Consider the following 16,556-nt stretch of genomic DNA (forward strand, 5'->3'; position numbering starts at 1 on the left):
TCAGCCTCCGGTCACAGCAGTGGCAATCGCCAGATAGAGCGGGATGCCAATGGTCAGGTTGAAAGGGAAGGTCACGCCCAGCGACAGCGTCAGGTAGATCGACGGGTTGGCCTCGGGCAGGGCCACGCGCATCGCGGCGGGCACGGCGATATAGCTGGCCGACGCCGCCAGCACCATCAGCAGGGCTGCACCGCCCGTGGACAGGCCCAGCAACAGGGCAAAACCCAGCCCGAACAGCGAGCCAACCACCGGCATCAGCAGGCCAAAGCCGATACTGCCCACATTGAGCGCCTTGCGCCCCTCGCGCATTCCGCGCCCCGCGACCAGGCCCATATCCAGCAGGAACAGGCACAGCACGCCCTTGAACGGCGCGACGATAAAGCTTGAGATTTCCTCAAGCCCCTCCGGCCCTGTTGCCCAGCCGATGAAGAAGGACCCCACCAGCAGAACGATCGAGCCATTCAGCAGGATTTCCCGCCAGAGCCCCGCATCCATCCGGCCCTCGCCATTTTCGGATTTCTCCCCGCGCGTGATCAGCCAGAGCGCCGACAGGATCGCGGGTGCCTCCATCGCGGCGGCCACGGCCACCATATAGCCCTCCGCGCTCAGCCCCCGGCTTTCCAGCACCGAGGTGGCGGCGACAAAGGTCACAATCGAGATCGAGCCGTAATGGCCCGCCACGGCGGCCGCGTTGAGCCGGTCCATGCCCGACAACATCCTCAGCAGGGCAAACGCCACTATCGGTAACAGCGCCGACAGGGCCACACCGGCCAGAAGGGTCGTGCCCAGCGTGAGGTCCACGCCATGATCGGCCACGCTGACCCCGCCTTTGAAACCGATGGCGAACAGCAGGTAGATCGACAGCGCCTTCGCCGCCGCCTCCGGCACCGACAGGTCCGATCGCGCCAGCGACGCAGCCAGCCCCAGCGCAAATGAAAGCACGATCGGCGAAAGCAGATTGTCTGCGGCAAGCGCAAAAATATCGGTCATTATCTGATCTGTCCCTTGTCGCGTTTGCCCCTGTATGTACTGGGGCGCCGCTTTGCGGAAAAGGGCAGATACGCCTCAGGCCCGGAAAATCCGCTCACAGAAGCCCTCCACGCGCCTAGATGGGTACGAAGTCGTCCGCCTCTGCGCTGTAATGCTCCACCTCGCCCTCGCCGATGTCATGCCAGAGCCCGTGCACCGACAGGTTGCCCTCGGCAATCGCATCGCGCACGAACGGGAAGGACATCAGGTTTTCCAGCGACACGATCACCGCCTGTTTTTCCAGCGCACGGGTGCGGGTCTCAGGGTCTTTGATATCTTTCACCCGCTCATAGCCAGGGCGCAGAATATCCATCCAGCGCCCGACGAAGCTCGACGAATCCTCCAACTCCGGCGCCTTCCCGTCGCACATATCCTCGCAGCCCTTCACGCCGCCGCAATTGGAATGTCCCAGCACGATCACATGCGCCACCTTGAGCGAGGTCACCGCATATTCCACCGCCGCCGAAGTCCCGTGCTGCGCCCCGTCCGGTTCAAACGGCGGCACCAGGTTGGCAATGTTGCGATGCAGGAAGAACTCGCCCTGATCCGCCCCGAAAATCGCGGTCACATGCACCCGGCTGTCACAGCAGCAGATCACCATCGCGCGCGGATGCTGGCCTTCATGGGCAAGGTGGCGATACCAGGCCTGATTGTCTTTGTAGCGCGTTGCTTTCCAGCCTTGATAGCGCTGGATCAGATAACCGGGGAGGGGGCGGACCCTTTGCATGTTCTGACCTCATCCGTTGGGGGCGATCCATTTGATAATCCCAATTCGCTGAAATTTCGAGAGATAAAATTGCCGCGCCGCAAGGATTTGGGAAGAGGTACGAACCTAGTCTGCGCGCGGGTCACGGGACCGGGATCAATTCGGGTGAGTCGTAGGGTGAGAGCGTGGAACAGGTAACATTATTGGAACAGCGTGAGGCGGTGAAACTCGATTCAAACCGTCTCGAAGAGCTGTTTTTGCTATTGGGCGAGGCCAGTGCCGAAGATGTGGTCTGCCGCGCGCTGGAGGAGCTGGCCGCGCGCCTGTCGCATACCGAGCGGTGCTACCGCGAGCTCAGGTTCGACGACATGCGCAAATCGGCCCGCTCGCTGATTGCCATAGCCGAGCAGATCGGGATGCAGATGCTGGCCAATGTGGCGCAGGACGTCACCCGCTGCATCGACCATGGCGACGGCACGGCGCTTTCGGCCACGCTCTCGCGGCTCTTGCGGGTGGGCGAATGCTCCCTGTCGGAGATCTGGGATTTGCAGGACCTCACGATTTGAGGGGTTGCGGGCGGTGCTGGGGCGGCTAGGCTCTGGCGCGACACATTTGTATCGAGGCCCGCCCCCATGTCCCTGAAATTCGCCGATAACACGGCCGACGCCATTCCGCTTCACGTCATCGCACAGGACGCGCTTGAGGACTGGCTTGCGGATCAACCCGCACCGGTGACATCCTGGGTGCAGGCCACAGGCTTTACCGCCGCCCTTGGCAGCGCGCTTGCCATCCCCGATGCCGATGGGGCTGTCTCCATGGCCCTTGTCGGCTATGGCGATGCGGCCCGGCGCGCGCGGGGCCGTTTCCATGTTGCCGGCGCAGTGCCCGGCCTGCCGAAAGGCACCTACCGTCTGCACGGTCTGCCCGCCGATCAGGCTGAGGTGGAGGCTCTGGGCTGGCTGCTGACCGGCTACGCCTTCGACCGCTACAAGGATCAGAAACCGCCCGAGGCGCGGCTCATCGCGCCCGAAGGTGTCGATGCCGCCCGGCTGGAGGTCATCGCCGCCGGAGAGGCGCTGACCCGCGATCTGATCAACACGCCTGCCTCCGACATGGGACCGGTCGACCTCGAAGCCGCCTGCGCCGATCTGGCCCAAAGCCACGGCGCCACCATCGAGGTGATCCGTGGCGAGGACCTTCTGAAGCAGAATTTCCCGATGATCCACACCGTTGGCCGCGCGTCTGCCCAGGCCCCCCGGCTCATTGACCTGCGCTGGGGTGATGCGGGGCCCAAACTCACTTTGGTGGGCAAGGGGGTGTGTTTCGATACCGGCGGGCTGAATTTGAAACCCGGTGCCTCTATGGGCCTGATGAAAAAGGATATGGGCGGCGCCGCCACCGTGCTGGGCCTTGCGCATATGATCATGGCGCTGGGGCTGGAGGTGCAACTGCGCGTGTTGATCCCGGCGGTGGAGAACTCCGTCAGCTCTGACGCCTTCCGCCCCGGTGACATCCTCACCGCGCGCAATGGCCTCACCGTCGAGATCAACAACACCGATGCCGAGGGCCGCCTCGTTCTGGCCGATGCGCTGGCGCTGGGGGCTGAGGACGCGCCTGACCTGATGATCTCCATGGCCACCCTGACCGGGGCGGCACGTGTGGCCGTCGGCCCGGACCTCGCGCCCTATTACGCCGACGATCCCGCCCTCGTGAGCGCGTTGGAGACGGCCGCGGCACAAGTGGCCGACCCGGTCTGGCGCCTGCCGTTTTACGCCCCATATGAGGCGATGATCGAGCCGGGCATCGCCGATCTCGACAACGCGCCCAAAGGCGGCTTTGCCGGGTCCATCACCGCCGCGCTTTTCCTGCGCCGCTTCGCCGGTGACACGCGGTACATGCATTTCGACATTTACGGCTGGTCACCCGACGCCAAGCCCGCCCGCCCCAGAGGCGGCGTCGGCATGGGCGCGCGGGCGCTTTTGGCGGCACTGCCTGAGGTGCTGAAATGACAGACCGTCGGCGGCTTCGCGCCAACGAGCACGTCGCGCATGAAAGCCTGAAAGGCCAGATCGAATCCGATTGTTTTGTCAAAGGCGAAGAGCGTCAGGTCGGTGTCGCAACACTGCCGATCTTCAGTCATCACGTTTCAAATCCTGACGCGGCGCGTGATCGCGAGTTGATCATGGGCGATCGGTTTGTCGTGCTGGAAGAGGATGAACGCTGCGCTTTCGGATTTGCCGAAAAGGACGGATATGTCGGATATGTGGGCAGCCATGCTTTGGCAGTGCCAGAGCCGCTGACGCATATGGTGATTGCGCCGCGAAGCTACAGAAAATTCACGCCCGGTCTGAAATCCACCTCTCGGAGCTTTCACCTGCCATTCGGGGCTCGGCTTGTGGTGACGGATGAAAACGATGGCTGGTCCGAGGTGGTTCTGCACCGCTCGGACAAGCGCCCGCAAGGGCATCTGTTTTATGTGCCGTCTGTGCATCTGGCCCCCCTGCCGGTCAAATTTCCGGATCCGGTTGGCGTTGCTGACAAGTTTCTTGGCACCCCGTATCTCTGGGGCGGCAATTCATCCTTCGGCATCGACTGCTCGGGTTTGGTGCAGGCGGCCTGCCTCGCCTGCGGTATGCCATGCCCCGGTGACAGCGACATGCAGGAGGCCGAGCTGGGCCACCACCTGCCCGAAGATGCCCCCCTTGAACGCGGCGATCTGCTCTTCTGGAAAGGCCATGTCGCCTGGGTTGCGGACCCCGACACGCTGATCCATGCCAACGCCTTTCATATGGCGGTGGCCTATGAACCGCTCCAAGATGCGGTCAAACGAATCGAGGCACAGGGCGACGGCCCCGTGACCGCGCGCAAACGTCTGGGAGGACCCACATGAGCGATCCATTCTTTCACCCCGTCTCGGGCTTCGACCTGCCGCGCTTTGCCGGTGTGCCGACCTTCATGCGCCTGCCGCATGTGCCGCTGGAGCATGAGCGGCTGAGCGATGTTCAGATCGGCCTCATTGGGGTGCCCTGGGATTCAGGCACCACCAACCGCCCCGGCCCGCGCCACGGGCCGCGCCAGCTGCGGGATGCGTCGACCATGATGCGCGCGCAACATGCCGTTTCGGGGATGCGCCCCTTCGAGGCCGCAAATTGCGCTGATCTGGGTGATGTTGGCCCGAACCCCGCGGATATCCTCGACTCGATGGAGCGGATCACCAGCTTTTACAACCGCGTTATCTCAGCAGGTATCCTGCCGCTCACGGCGGGCGGCGATCACCTCACCTCGCTGCCCGTGCTGCGCGCGGTGGCCAAGAAGGATCCGGTCGGCATGATCCATTTCGACAGCCATACGGACCTCTTTCACAGCTATTTTGGTGGGACGATGTACACCCACGGCACCCCCTTCCGCCGCGCGGTGGAGGAGGGGCTTCTGGACCCCAAGCGCGTCGTGCAGATCGGCCTGCGTGGCACGATGTATGACACCGAGGACCGCGATTTTGCCGCCGCCAACGGTATTCGCCTGATCCTGGTCGAAGAGTTCCACGCCCGCGGCGTCGAGGACGTGATGGCCGAGGCCCGCGAGATCGTCGGGCAGGGCGACACTTACATCAGCTATGATATCGACTTCGTCGACCCAACCTTCGCCCCCGGCACCGGCACGCCCGAGGTGGGCGGGCCCAACTCCTATCAGGCGCTGCAGGTCTGCCGCGAATTGGAAGGGGTGAAGATCGTCGGCGCCGATATGGTCGAGGTTTCGCCGCCCTTCGACCCGTCGGGCGGCACCGCCTTCCTGGGGGTGTCGATCATGTACGAACTTCTCTGCGTGATGGCCGGACAGGTGGCGCGCAGCGACTGACCGGGAAGGTGCGTGAGATCACGCACCCTACGACTGATACAAAGAACAGGAGGCCATCTTGGCCAATGACACGCCGCTTCTTGCCGTTCTGATCGACGCCGATAACACCTCGCCCAAACATGCCGGACCGCTCTTTGACGAGATCGCCGGGATGGGCGAGGCGAGCGTGCGCCGCTGTTATGGCGATTTCTCGTCGCAACAGATGAGCGGCTGGAGCAAGGTGCAGGCCGAGTTTGGCCTCGTCCCGCATCACCAGCCCGCCAACACGGTGGGCAAGAACGCCTCCGACATCGCCCTTGTGATCGACGCGATGGATCTGATGCATTCGGGCCGGTTCGACGGTTTCGTGCTGGTCAGTTCCGACAGTGATTTCACGCGTCTTGCCAGCCGCATCCGCGAGCAGGGTCTGGATGTGTTCGGCATCGGTGCGCGCAAAACGCCCGAGGCCTTCCGCAAGGCGTGCAAGCGGTTCATCTATCTGGAAAACCTCGGGGACACCCCGAAAGACGAAGCCACCGGCAAGCCGCAGAAAGCGAACCTGACCGAGGCGCGCGACCTGCTTTTGCGCGCCATGGACAGCATCGACCAGGACAGCGAATGGTATGCGTTGGGCCGTCTTGGTCAGCAGGTCACCACCGCCAATCCCGACTTCGACACCCGCACCTATGGCAAGAAGAAACTGTCGGAGCTCGTGACCGAGATCAAGGTGCTGGAGACCCGCCGCGAGGGCAATCAGCTCATGGTGCGCCGGGTGGATTGAGCCCGCGCGACCCGGGTGGGCGGCGAACACTGTTCCAGATTTCTGGTGCGAGATGGAAAACCATCCCGTTTCCCGGTCAGTAGAGCCGCAAAAGCGGAACACACCTTTTCCTCGCGCCGCTTCCTGATTACGTTCCCCCGCAACGTCACACTCACCTTGGGAGGCCCCACATGGCTACTCGCACCACCAATGGCCGCGGCAAACGGTATGACAGCGTTCTCGAAACGATCGGCGACACGCCCACCATCCGGGTGAACAACCTCGCCCCCGACGGCGTGGAGCTTTACGTCAAGGCCGAGGCGTTCAATCCCGGTGCCTCAGTCAAGGACCGGCTGGCGATCAGCATCATCGAAGCAGCTGAACGCGACGGGCGGCTCAAGCCCGGGCAAACCGTGGTCGAGGCCACAAGCGGGAACACCGGCATCGGCCTTGCCATGGTCTGTGCGCAGAAGGGTTATCCGCTGGTCATCACCATGGTCGAGACCTTCTCCATCGAACGCCGCCGCCTGATGCGGATGCTGGGCGCGAAGGTCGTGCTCACCCCTAAGGCCGAAAAGGGCTTTGGCATGTACCGCAAGGCGGTGGAGCTGGCAGAGGCCAATGGCTGGTTCCTTGCCAGCCAGTTCGAAACCGAGGCGAATGCCGATATCCACGAGGCGACCACCGCGCGCGAGATCGTGGCCGATTTCGAAGGCTCGCGGCTTGATTACGTGGTTACGGGCTATGGCACCGGCGGCACCGTGTCAGGCATTGGCCGGGTGTTGCGCCGTGAACGCCCCGAGACCAAGATCATCCTCTCGGAACCCGCCAATGCCGCCATCGTCAGCAGCGGCACCCCGCAAGAGCGCAACGACGCACATCAGCCCGCGGCCAGCCACCCGGCGTTCGAGCCGCACCCGATTCAGGGCTGGACCCCCGATTTCATCCCGCATGTTCTGCAAGAGGCGATCGACGGCGGCTATTATGACGAGCTGATCCCCGTCTCGGGCCCTGACGGCATCAAATGCGCGCGTGACCTTGCGGCGAAGGAGGGCATTTTCACCGGCGTCTCGGGCGGTTCCACCTTTGCCGTCTCTCTCGAGATCGCCAGGAAGGCCGAGCCGGGCACGGTTATCCTCTGCATGCTGCCCGACACTGGTGAGCGGTATTTGTCCACTCCGCTTTTCGAGGGGATCGAAGAAGGCATGAACGACGAGGAAAAGGCCATTTCCGCCTCTACACCGGGCTACCAGCTCGGCTGAGTTTTGGCCGATGAAACTCTGTTTCGCGTCGCGTTGCTGTTTGGTGGTGATCCGAACTGTGCCCAAGCGCGTAGATGACCACTCCTGATGCGCGGTTGGGGAGGGGCTGGAAAGAGCCCTTTGCGGACACGTGATGTGTACGCATTGCGCGGAATCAAGGGCGAAGCCCGCCGCGCATCGCCGACGCGCCCCCACGCGGCGGCGATTGGGTTCAGCTTGGCGCATCACTCGCAATTCGTTCGGATGTGGCAGGGATAAAGTGCCCTGAATATCGGTTGGATCGCCCCCGCGCGCGTCGGCCATACGCGGCTCAGGGCCCGGAAAACCGAACGGCGGCTTCGTCCGCAAAGCAGCCATCCACAAAACCCACGCAACCCTCTCCAGAGTTTTTCCCACGAACACACAGGCAGGCACAGGCGTCTGTGCATCTGCGCACTTGCAACTGCGGGCCGGGTCGTTACCTGTTGAAGAGCTTTTCAGAAAGGACCACGCCGATGAGCGATCCAACCTATACCCCCCCGAAAGTCTGGACCTGGGACAAGGACAATGGCGGGGCCTTCGCCTCGACCAACCGGCCCATTGCCGGGCCCACCCATGACAAGGAGCTGCCGGTGGGCGACCACCCGTTCCAGCTCTATTCTCTGGGCACTCCCAACGGGCAGAAGGTCACGATCCTCTTCGAGGAGCTTCTGGAGGCCGGTCACGCGGCAGAGTATGACGCGTGGTATATCGACATCGGCGAGGGCGACCAGTTTGGCTCGGGCTTTGTCGAGGCGAATCCCAACTCGAAAATCCCCGCCCTGGTAGACCGCTCGGGCGATACCCCCCTGCGGGTGTTTGAAAGCGGCTCGATCCTGGTCCACCTGGCCGAGAAATTCGGCGCGTTCCTGCCCGCCAGCGGCCCGGGGCGCACCGAGGTGATGAACTGGCTGATGTGGCAGATGGGCAGCGCCCCCTTCCTGGGCGGCGGCTTCGGGCATTTCTATGTCTACGCGCCCGAGAAATACGAATATCCGATCAACCGCTATGCGATGGAAACCAAGCGTCAGCTCGATGTGCTTGACCGGCAACTGGCCAAGCGGCCGTTCATCGCGGGCGATGACTATTCCATCGCCGACATGGCGATCTGGCCCTGGTATGGCAATCTCGTGCTGGGCCGGGCCTATGGCGACGCGGCCACGTTCCTGAGCACGCAGGAGTATGAGCATGTGAACGCCTGGGCCCAAAAGATCGACGCGCGCCCGGGCGTGAAGCGCGGCCGTATCGTGAACCGCAAATCGACCGATACGGAGACCATGCTGCCCGAACGCCACGCAGCCTCCGACTTCGACGGCATCGTGTAGGGCGGGGTTTCACCCCACCATGGTCCGGAAGGTGAGGTAAACCCCCACCCTACGCCTTTTGCGGCAGGGCTTGCGCACATGCCTGTTTGCTCTGCCTGCAAGGCGCAAGCGGTCTTTCCCACCGTTCGCGCCTGCTGCTTTCCGCTTGCCGCATGGGCGGTGTCCTGCGACTCTCAAAACGGAGCCTTTAGCGCCGGAACCGCGTTTTCATGATCAGCAGCTTTACAGACCGCTGGCAGGCCAAATATGCCGAAACCCTGCTGGCGCAGGGCATGCGCGAAACCGGGCACCCACGCCCCCGCCTGACCTTTCGGCTGGCGGTGTGTTGGGTGCTCTCGGTCATCGTGCTGATATCGCCCCTCCTGGTGGGGGGCTTTGGCCTCGCGGTGATCTGGACCACCTTTCCCAGGGTCTTGCCCCTGATCATCGGGCTGATCCTGCTGGGTTTTGCCTATATCCTTCTGCCGCCGATCAACCGAAACCATGCACGCACCTATCGCCGCGAAGAACTGCCGACACTCTTCGCCTTGCTTGATCAGATCGCCGAACGTCTCGGCACCACTGCGCCGGATGGCGTCCATTTCGACACTGTGTTCAACGCCTATATGGGGCAATACCGGTCTGGTCTGTTCGGGCGGCAAGATTGGATCCTTGGCATTGGCCTGCCGCTCTGGGCGGCGGCCAGCGAGGCTGAGAAGCTGGCCATTCTCACCCATGAGCTTGGACACAAGGTCAATGACGATCCGCTGCGACAGGGCGCTTTCTTTCAGGCCAAGTCGGTCCTGACCACCTGGCAGGACACTTTCGAAATGCGGTCCGGCGACGCATTCGGCGGCGCCCTTGCCCAGCTCGTCTTTGCCGCATTTGTCAGCGGATATGATCGCGTGCTCAGCTGGTTCTCGTTTTTCGAATCGCAGCGCGCCGAGTACCGCGCCGATGCGGCCGCCGCGCGGGTCGCGGGACGCCAGGCCATGCAAAGCGCGCTCGTGACCCTCACGCGCTAGGACCTGAGCAACCGCGCCATGCTTGACCTCTACCCTTACCGGGACAACCAGAATGGCCGGATTTTCGACCATATGGGCCACGCGGTCAGCGAAGCCGACCCGGCCCTTGTCACCCGCTATCTCGACTTGGCTGCCGCCGAGAAACACCGGGTCGACAGCTCCCATCCGCCCACGACCCTGCGGCTTGCGTTCCTGGAGGCCCTGCCCGGTGGCTGGGATGCCGACCCGCTCGACGCGGCCCGATGTGGCTTTGAGAGCATCGCGGCAGAGATACAGCCGATCAAGGACGCTTTAGGCAAGGCATTGATGGAAGACCTTCATGAAACCGAGTTTGATCGCTAGTCCCGAAGGGCCACGGGGGAGTATCAACCCCACCCTACACCCCGCCGATTTAACCGGTGGCCCTTCCGGCATTGCGTGATACCTTGGTGACCCATGACACGGCCAGACCCACATATCACGCTCTTGCCCGGCGCGCCTCTGCGACTTGCCCGCTGCCACGAGGCCGAAGGGCCGGGGGCCACCGGCTTTGCCCTGGCTCTGGCCGCAATGCTTGACGGGCCGCTGCTCTGGATCGCGCAAAGCTGGACGCCGGAACAGCTCAACCCCGTGGGCATCAGCCGCTATATTGACCCTGCGCGTCTTCTGCTGGTCACCCCAAAGGATCAGGACGATGCCCTTGCCGTCGCCGAAGACGCCTTGCGCGCAGGGGCCGTCCGCCTCGTGATTGTCGAAGTCACCAAACCGCTCTCGCTTCTGGCTGGGCGCCGCCTGCAACTGGCCGCCGAAGCGGGGCGGACAACCGCGCTCTGTCTCATTCCCGAAGGTGCCGGCTCCAACGCCGCCGATACCCGCTGGCATTGCGCCCCGGTTTTCGACCCTGCGGACTCGACTCACGCGCGGTGGGAAATTATAAAGAACAAAAAAGGAACATTAGCCGCCTTTACCGTGCACTGGGATGAGCAAACGCGTCGTATCTCTCTGGTTTCCCCGCCTGGCCAGTGACCGGGCTCTGCGGGTGCGCCCTGTCTCCGGCCCCTTCGCTCTGACCCTGCACGAGCGTAACACCGAGCGGCTCTATTGCCTCAATTCGCAGGCCGGGGCGCAAGGGCTTTCCTGTGGCATGGGCCTTGCCGATGCCCGCGCCATCTGCCCTGATCTGCAAACCCGCCCGGCCGACCCGCCCGCCGATGCGCGTTTTCTGCGGATCCTTGCCCGCTGGGCCACGCGTTATTGTCCCTGGGTGGGGCTGGATGGGCGTGACGGGCTGTCGCTCGATATCACCGGCTCTGCGCATCTTGTCGGCGGCGAGGCGGCGCTGCTCGATGACCTGCACATGCGCCTCACCCGTGCAGGGCTGCATGTCCGTAGCGGCCTTGCGGACACCAGGGGCGCGGCCTGGGCCATCGCGCATTACGGCAAAGGCATCGCCCCGCCGGGTGCGGCACGCAGCAGCCTCACCGATCTGCCGGTTTCCGCCCTGCGCCTGCCAGAGGCCACCGTCATCGCCCTGCAACGGCTTGGACTGCGCACCATTGGCGAGCTGCTGGATCTGCCGCGCGCCAGCCTCACCCGCCGCTTTGGCCGCGACGTGGTGATGCGGCTCGAGCAGGCGCTGGGGGATCAGCCCGAACAGGTCTCGCCCCTGCCTGACCCGCCCCGCTTTGCCGCGCAGATGACATTGCCCGAGCCCATCGGCCTGACCGCCGATGTCATGGCCGGTACCGGGCGGCTGCTCGAACAGGTCTGCACCCGCCTTGCCGAGGCCGAGGCCGGCGCCCGCGCCCTGCGCCTCACCCTGCGCCGGGTCGACCAGGCCAGTTGCGAGGTCGAACTGCGCCTCGCCCGCCCCCTGCGTGACGCACGCCGCATCCTGCCGCTTTTCGAACGCGGGGTGAGCGCGGTGGACGCAGGTTTCGGCATCGACCAGCTCCGGCTGGAGGCCACCCGGGTCGACCCCCTCCCGGCGCAGCAGCTCAGCCCCCTGCGCTCCGCCGATCAGGACACGCTCAATGACCTGATCACCCGCATCGGCAGCCGCATCGGCCTCGACAATATCCGCCGCTTCCTGCCCGCCGACAGCCACATCCCCGAACGCGCCTTCCTCATCGCTCCCGCGGCCTATTCGGACCCCTCCGGCTCCTGGGTGGCCCTGCGCCCGCGCCCCCTGCGCCTCTTTGCGCCCGAACCCATCGCAGGTCAGGGCCCGCGCCCGCCCCGCCGCTTCCGCTGGCGGCGCATGTCGCTCTCCACCGGCCGCGCCACCGGGCCGGAACGCATCGCCCCCGAATGGTGGCTCTCCGACGAAAGCTGGCGCACAGGGATGCGCGACTACTGGCAGGTCGAAACCCGCCAGGGCCGCCGCCTCTGGATGTATTACACTCCGCAATCCCCCGGCTGGTTCGTACAGGGAGAGTTCGCATGACCTCCCCTTTCATTGTTCCTCAAATACTCAAATCCCCCACTTGCCACAAACACCTCCACCGGCCATATCGCGTAGCACCCGCCACAGACCCCGAGGACGACGCAAAGCGGAGGACGAGAAACAGAGCGTGCGCCTTGCGCACACCTTCGGATCAGACGGGGATGTCATGAGCTACGCCGAGCTCTGCGTCACCTCCAACTTCTCCTTCCTGCGCGGTTCCTCGCATCCCGAAGAGCTGGTGGCGCGCGCCGCCGAACTGGGGCTTCACGCCATCGCCATCACCGACCGCAATTCGCTCGCCGGTGTGGTCCGCGCCTATGCGGCCCTGCGGGAGTTGCAGCGCGCGCTTTCCGAGGCCATCCCGGTACGCTCAACCGTGCAGGTGGACAGCTCTTCGCGCCAGCAGGCTGGCGCGCCTCGCGACGTGCCGCGCCCTGAGACGGCCCGCCTGCCGCGTCTGATCGTGGGTTGCCGCCTCGTCTTGCGCGACAGCCCGGTTCACTGGCTTGCCCTGCCGCGCGACCGCGCCGCCTATGCGCGGCTCACCCGGCTTCTGACCCTCGGCAAACGCCGGGCCGAGAAGGGGGCATGCCATCTTGAGCTGTGCGATCTGCTGGAGCACGGCACCGGCATGATCCTCATCGCCCTGCCGCAAAAGCCCCCCGGCGACAGCGGCGTGCTGAGCCATTTGCGCAAGGCACAGCGCCGTTTTCCGGGCCATGTCTTTCTTGGGGCTGCCCCGCGCTATGACGGCTCGGATGCGGCGTATCTCGAAGCCTGCACGCTGCTTGCGCGCAAGGCCTCCGCGCCGATGGTGGCGGTGGGCGATGTGCTGATGCACCGCGCGGCCCGCCGCCAGCTCGCCGATGTGCTCACCTGCCTGCGCGAGGGGATCACGATCGACACGATCGGCACCCGGGCGCTGCCCAATGCCGAGCGCCGCCTCAAGGGCTATGCCGATATGATCCGTGTCTTCCGCGACCACCCCGGCGCGCTGCGCCGCTCGGTCGAGATTGCCGACCGATGCAGCTTCTGCCTGAGCGAGCTCAGCTATGACTACCCCGACGAGAGCGCCGAGGGAGAGACCCCGCAGGAGCGGCTGGAACGGCTGGCCGGGGAGGGGCTGAGCCGCCGCTATCCGCAGGGTGCGCCCGAGCGGGTGCGGGTGATGATGACGGGCGAATTGCAGATCGTCGAAAAGCTGGGCTTCGCCGCCTATTTCCTCACCGTGCATGACATCGTGAAGTTTGCCCGCAGCCGCGGCATCCTCTGTCAGGGGCGCGGCTCGGCGGCCAATTCGATCCTCTGTTACCTCCTCGGCATCACCGATGTCGGGCCCGAGGTGATCTCGATGGTCTTTGCCCGCTTCGTCTCGGAGCATCGCGGCGAGCCGCCCGATATCGACGTGGATTTCGAACATGAGCGCCGCGAGGAGGTGATCCAGCATATCTATGAAAAATACGGCCGCCACCGCGCCGGGCTTTGTGCGACGGTGATCCATTTCCGCTCGCGTGCCGCGATCCGCGAGGTGGGCAAGGTGATGGGCCTCTCCCAGGATGTGACGGCCGGTCTCTCGGGCCAGATCTGGGGCATGTCGAGCAGTGGCGCGGACCCCGCGCGCATCCGCGAACTGGGGCTCGACCCGGATGACCGGCGGCTGGCGCAGACCATCCGGCTTATCGGCGAGATCATCGGCTTTCCGCGCCATTTGTCCCAACATGTCGGCGGCTTTGTCATCACCCGGGGGCGGCTGGATGAGCTCTGCCCCATCGAGAACGCGGCGATGGAGGACCGCACGGTGATCGAATGGGACAAGGACGATATCGACACGCTTGGCATTCTCAAGATCGACGTTTTGGGCCTCGGCATGCTGACCTGTATCCGCAAGGCCTTTGCCCTGCTTGAGGAGCATGAGAAACAGATGCTTTCCATCGCCACCGTGCCGCAGGCCGACACGGCGACCTATGACATGCTCTGCCGCGCCGATGCGGTGGGGGTGTTCCAGGTCGAAAGCCGCGCGCAGATGAACTTCCTGCCGCGCATGCGCCCGCGCGAGTTTTACGATCTGGTGATTGAGGTGGCCATCGTGCGCCCGGGGCCCATTCAGGGCGGCATGGTGCAACCCTATATCAAGCGGCGGCAGGGGCTGGAGAAGGTGACATTTCCGTCGCGTGCGCTCGAAGGCGTGCTGGGCAAGACGCTGGGAGTGCCGCTGTTTCAGGAGCAGGCCATGCAGATCGCCGTGGTGGCCGCCGGATTCACCCCCGAAGAGGCCGACCGCCTGCGCCGCTCCATCGCCACCTTCCGGCGCATGGGCACGATCAGCAAATTCCGTGACCAGTTCCTCGCCGGTATGCTGAAAAACGGCTATTCCCCCGAGTTTGCCGAAAGCTGCTTCACCCAGATCGAGGGCTTTGCCGATTACGGCTTTCCCGAAAGCCACGCGGCGGCCTTTGCCATGCTGGTCTATGTCTCGTCCTGGCTCAAATGCCACCATCCGGGCGTCTTTGCCTGTGCCTTGCTCAATTCGCAGCCGATGGGGTTTTATGCGCCTGCCCAGATCGTGCGGGATCTGCGCGAGCACGGCGTGGAGGTGCGCCCCGTCTGCGTCAATGCCAGTGGCTGGGACAATGCGCTGGAACGGCGCGCCGACGGGGCGCTGGCGCTGCGGCTGGGGTTCCGGCAGATCAAGGGGTTCCGCGAGGAGGATGCAGGCTGGATCGTCGCGGCGCGCGGCAATGGCTATCGCGATCCGCAAGGTCTGTGGTTGCGCGCGGGCGTGGCCCCTGCCGCGCTGGAGCGGCTGGCCGAGGCCGATGCCTTCACCGATATGGGCCTCACCCGGCGCGACGCGCTCTGGCAGATCAAGGCGTTGCGCGCGCCGGCACCCTTGCCCTTGTTCAACGACCCCATCGAGGGCGAGGGGATTGTGGAGCCCGAGGTGATCCTGCCCGCGATGCAGCTGGGCGAGGAGGTGGTGGAGGATTACGTGGCGCTGCGCCTCAGCCTGCGCGCGCATCCGATGGAGCTTTTGCGGCCCGCCATGCCGGGGCTTTTGCCCCATGCAGAGCTGATCAGCGCGCCGCTGGGCGGGGCGACGGTGTGCGGGCTGGTGATCACCCGGCAGCGGCCCGGGACAGCCTCGGGCGTGATCTTCCTGACGCTGGAGGATGAGACGGGGGTGGCCAATGTGGTCGTGTGGCCAAAGGTTTATGAGCGCTTCCGCCGTGCGGTGATGGGGGGGCGGCTGTTACGCGTCACGGGCTATCTGCAGCGCGAAGGGCAGGTGGTGCATCTGATCGCGCAAAAGGTCGAGGATATGTCAGGCCGACTGGCGGATCTGGGCCATCCGCTGGAGGATGCGGTGGGCGTGACGCGCCCCGGTGCCGATGAGGCCCCGCGCCCCGGTCCTGTCCGCCCGTCTGCAAGGCACCCGCGCGAACAGGCGAAAAAGCTCTTTCCAAGCCGGGATTTTCATTGACGCGGCCCTGATCCGATTGTGCGCGGTTCCCGCGCGCCGGTTTGTCTCGTCCTCCGCCTTTGGCGTCGTCCTCGGGGCGGGTGGAGAGGCGACGCTTTATGCGGAGGGAGGGCGTGTGGCGGGCCGGGCCCCCGGCGGGAGTATTTTAACCAGGAAGACGGAGGGGCTCAGGCGCGCCCGGCCTCGGCAGAGAGGGCCAGCGCGTCGATGCCCAGCGTTTTGAGCGCGGCCTCCCATTTGGTCGCGTCTGCCTCGTCAAAGACCAGCGCGGGATCGGCATCGCAGGTCAGCCAGCCGTTCTGCGCGATCTCGCCTTCGAGCTGCCCTGGCCCCCAGCCCGCATACCCCAGCGCAATCAGGGCTTTCAGCGGGCCGCGCCCCTGCGCGAGATCTTCGAGAATGTCCATCGTCGCGGTCATGGCAAAGCGCGCATCGACGTCCAGGGTCGAGATGGAGCTGTGATAGCCGCGCTCATGCAGCACGAAGCCGCGCCCGCTTTCCACCGGGCCGCCGAAATGCACCGGGCGGTTGAACATCTCCGCGCCGATCGAGATCGAAAGCTGCTCCAGCAGGTCCCTCAGATGCAGATCACCCGTCGGTTTGTTGAGGATCAGCCCCATCGCCCCGTCCGGGGAATGCGCGCACATGAAGACCACCGAATGCGCGAAACGGGGGTCGCCCATGCCGGGCATGGCAATCAGGAGCTTGCCGG

The 16,556-nt window shown here is 64.7% G+C and carries 15 protein-coding genes; 12 read left to right on the forward strand and 3 right to left on the reverse strand.

All coding sequences use genetic code 11. The annotated features are described in order from the left end of the window. Both EI983_RS02230 and EI983_RS02235 read right to left on the reverse strand, forming a co-directional pair. Positions 1-990 (reverse strand): sodium-dependent bicarbonate transport family permease, encoded by a 990-nt coding sequence (locus EI983_RS02230; RefSeq protein ID WP_157705662.1) that lies wholly within the window; start codon positions 988-990, stop codon positions 1-3. A 115-nt stretch (positions 991-1,105) separates the two neighbouring features. Beyond that, positions 1,106-1,756 carry a carbonic anhydrase gene (locus EI983_RS02235; protein WP_157705663.1) on the reverse strand — a complete coding sequence of 217 codons (651 nt, stop codon included), beginning with the start codon at positions 1,754-1,756 and terminating at the stop codon, positions 1,106-1,108. Positions 1,757-1,956: 200 nt separating this feature from the next. Here EI983_RS02235 and EI983_RS02240 point away from each other — a divergent pair, with 200 nt between their 5' ends. The 12 genes from EI983_RS02240 to EI983_RS02295 all read left to right on the forward strand — a co-directional run bounded on the left by EI983_RS02240 (position 1,957) and on the right by EI983_RS02295 (position 15,844). Then, positions 1,957-2,301 (forward strand): hypothetical protein, encoded by a 345-nt coding sequence (locus EI983_RS02240; protein ID WP_246162244.1) that lies wholly within the window; start codon positions 1,957-1,959, stop codon positions 2,299-2,301. Between the two features lie 66 nt (positions 2,302-2,367). Further along, positions 2,368-3,744 carry a leucyl aminopeptidase family protein gene (locus tag EI983_RS02245; protein ID WP_157705665.1) on the forward strand — a complete coding sequence of 459 codons (1,377 nt, stop codon included), beginning with the start codon at positions 2,368-2,370 and terminating at the stop codon, positions 3,742-3,744. After that, entirely contained in the window at positions 3,741-4,625 is an 885-nt protein-coding gene (locus tag EI983_RS02250) for a C40 family peptidase (RefSeq protein ID WP_157705666.1), read from the forward strand. The genes EI983_RS02245 and EI983_RS02250 overlap by 4 nt, the downstream gene beginning before the upstream one ends. Continuing rightward, positions 4,622-5,590, forward strand: a complete 969-nt coding sequence (gene speB, locus EI983_RS02255; RefSeq protein WP_157705667.1) for an agmatinase — start codon at positions 4,622-4,624, stop codon at positions 5,588-5,590. The genes EI983_RS02250 and speB overlap by 4 nt, the downstream gene beginning before the upstream one ends. 58 nt (positions 5,591-5,648) lie before the next feature. After that, positions 5,649-6,350 carry an NYN domain-containing protein gene (locus tag EI983_RS02260; protein WP_157705668.1) on the forward strand — a complete coding sequence of 234 codons (702 nt, stop codon included), beginning with the start codon at positions 5,649-5,651 and terminating at the stop codon, positions 6,348-6,350. Positions 6,351-6,520: 170 nt separating this feature from the next. After that, on the forward strand, positions 6,521-7,591 hold the full coding sequence (gene cysK / locus EI983_RS02265) for a cysteine synthase A (protein WP_157705669.1): 1,071 nt from the start codon (positions 6,521-6,523) through the stop codon (positions 7,589-7,591). A 494-nt stretch (positions 7,592-8,085) separates the two neighbouring features. After that, positions 8,086-8,934: a glutathione-dependent disulfide-bond oxidoreductase gene (gene yghU / locus EI983_RS02270; RefSeq protein WP_157705670.1), complete on the forward strand. Its 849-nt coding sequence runs from the start codon at positions 8,086-8,088 to the stop codon at positions 8,932-8,934. Between the two features lie 209 nt (positions 8,935-9,143). Beyond that, the gene (locus EI983_RS02275; RefSeq protein WP_157705671.1) at positions 9,144-9,938 is read left to right on the forward strand and encodes a M48 family metallopeptidase; all 795 of its coding nucleotides are present in this window, start codon (positions 9,144-9,146) and stop codon (positions 9,936-9,938) included. 18 nt (positions 9,939-9,956) lie between these two features. Continuing rightward, positions 9,957-10,280: a M48 family metalloprotease gene (locus EI983_RS02280; RefSeq protein WP_157705672.1), complete on the forward strand. Its 324-nt coding sequence runs from the start codon at positions 9,957-9,959 to the stop codon at positions 10,278-10,280. A gap of 93 nt (positions 10,281-10,373) precedes the next feature. Further along, positions 10,374-10,943, forward strand: a complete 570-nt coding sequence (locus EI983_RS02285) for an ImuA family protein (protein WP_157705673.1) — start codon at positions 10,374-10,376, stop codon at positions 10,941-10,943. Then, positions 10,897-12,363: a Y-family DNA polymerase gene (locus EI983_RS02290; RefSeq protein ID WP_157705674.1), complete on the forward strand. Its 1,467-nt coding sequence runs from the start codon at positions 10,897-10,899 to the stop codon at positions 12,361-12,363. Before EI983_RS02285 ends, EI983_RS02290 begins: the two co-directional genes overlap by 47 nt. A 166-nt stretch (positions 12,364-12,529) precedes the next feature. Beyond that, a complete protein-coding gene (locus EI983_RS02295; protein WP_157705675.1) occupies positions 12,530-15,844 on the forward strand; it encodes an error-prone DNA polymerase in 3,315 nt (1,104 codons plus the stop codon). Between the two features lie 167 nt (positions 15,845-16,011). Here the strand turns inward: EI983_RS02295 and EI983_RS02300 are convergent, their stop codons facing one another. After that, the gene (locus tag EI983_RS02300) at positions 16,012-16,536 is read right to left on the reverse strand and encodes a YqgE/AlgH family protein (protein ID WP_246162379.1); all 525 of its coding nucleotides are present in this window, start codon (positions 16,534-16,536) and stop codon (positions 16,012-16,014) included. Positions 16,537-16,556 lie beyond the last annotated feature (20 nt).

Origin of the sequence: Roseovarius faecimaris (genome assembly GCF_009762325.1) — a bacterium.
GTDB lineage: Bacteria > Pseudomonadota > Alphaproteobacteria > Rhodobacterales > Rhodobacteraceae > Roseovarius > Roseovarius faecimaris.

Bases quoted from the DNA above. Each gene is read 5' to 3' on its own strand.
- EI983_RS02230 (WP_157705662.1), bottom strand. From the start codon at position 990: ATGACCGATATTTTTGCGCTTGCCGCAGACAATCTGCTTTCGCCGATC.
- EI983_RS02235 (WP_157705663.1), bottom strand. From the start codon at position 1,756: ATGCAAAGGGTCCGCCCCCTCCCCGGTTATCTGATCCAGCGCTATCAA.
- EI983_RS02245 (WP_157705665.1), top strand. From the start codon at position 2,368: ATGTCCCTGAAATTCGCCGATAACACGGCCGACGCCATTCCGCTTCAC.
- EI983_RS02250 (WP_157705666.1), top strand. From the start codon at position 3,741: ATGACAGACCGTCGGCGGCTTCGCGCCAACGAGCACGTCGCGCATGAA.
- speB (WP_157705667.1), top strand. From the start codon at position 4,622: ATGAGCGATCCATTCTTTCACCCCGTCTCGGGCTTCGACCTGCCGCGC.
- cysK (WP_157705669.1), top strand. From the start codon at position 6,521: ATGGCTACTCGCACCACCAATGGCCGCGGCAAACGGTATGACAGCGTT.
- yghU (WP_157705670.1), top strand. From the start codon at position 8,086: ATGAGCGATCCAACCTATACCCCCCCGAAAGTCTGGACCTGGGACAAG.
- EI983_RS02275 (WP_157705671.1), top strand. From the start codon at position 9,144: ATGATCAGCAGCTTTACAGACCGCTGGCAGGCCAAATATGCCGAAACC.
- EI983_RS02280 (WP_157705672.1), top strand. From the start codon at position 9,957: ATGCTTGACCTCTACCCTTACCGGGACAACCAGAATGGCCGGATTTTC.
- EI983_RS02285 (WP_157705673.1), top strand. From the start codon at position 10,374: ATGACACGGCCAGACCCACATATCACGCTCTTGCCCGGCGCGCCTCTG.
- EI983_RS02290 (WP_157705674.1), top strand. From the start codon at position 10,897: ATGAGCAAACGCGTCGTATCTCTCTGGTTTCCCCGCCTGGCCAGTGAC.
- EI983_RS02295 (WP_157705675.1), top strand. From the start codon at position 12,530: ATGAGCTACGCCGAGCTCTGCGTCACCTCCAACTTCTCCTTCCTGCGC.
- EI983_RS02300 (WP_246162379.1), bottom strand. From the start codon at position 16,536: ATGCCCGGCATGGGCGACCCCCGTTTCGCGCATTCGGTGGTCTTCATG.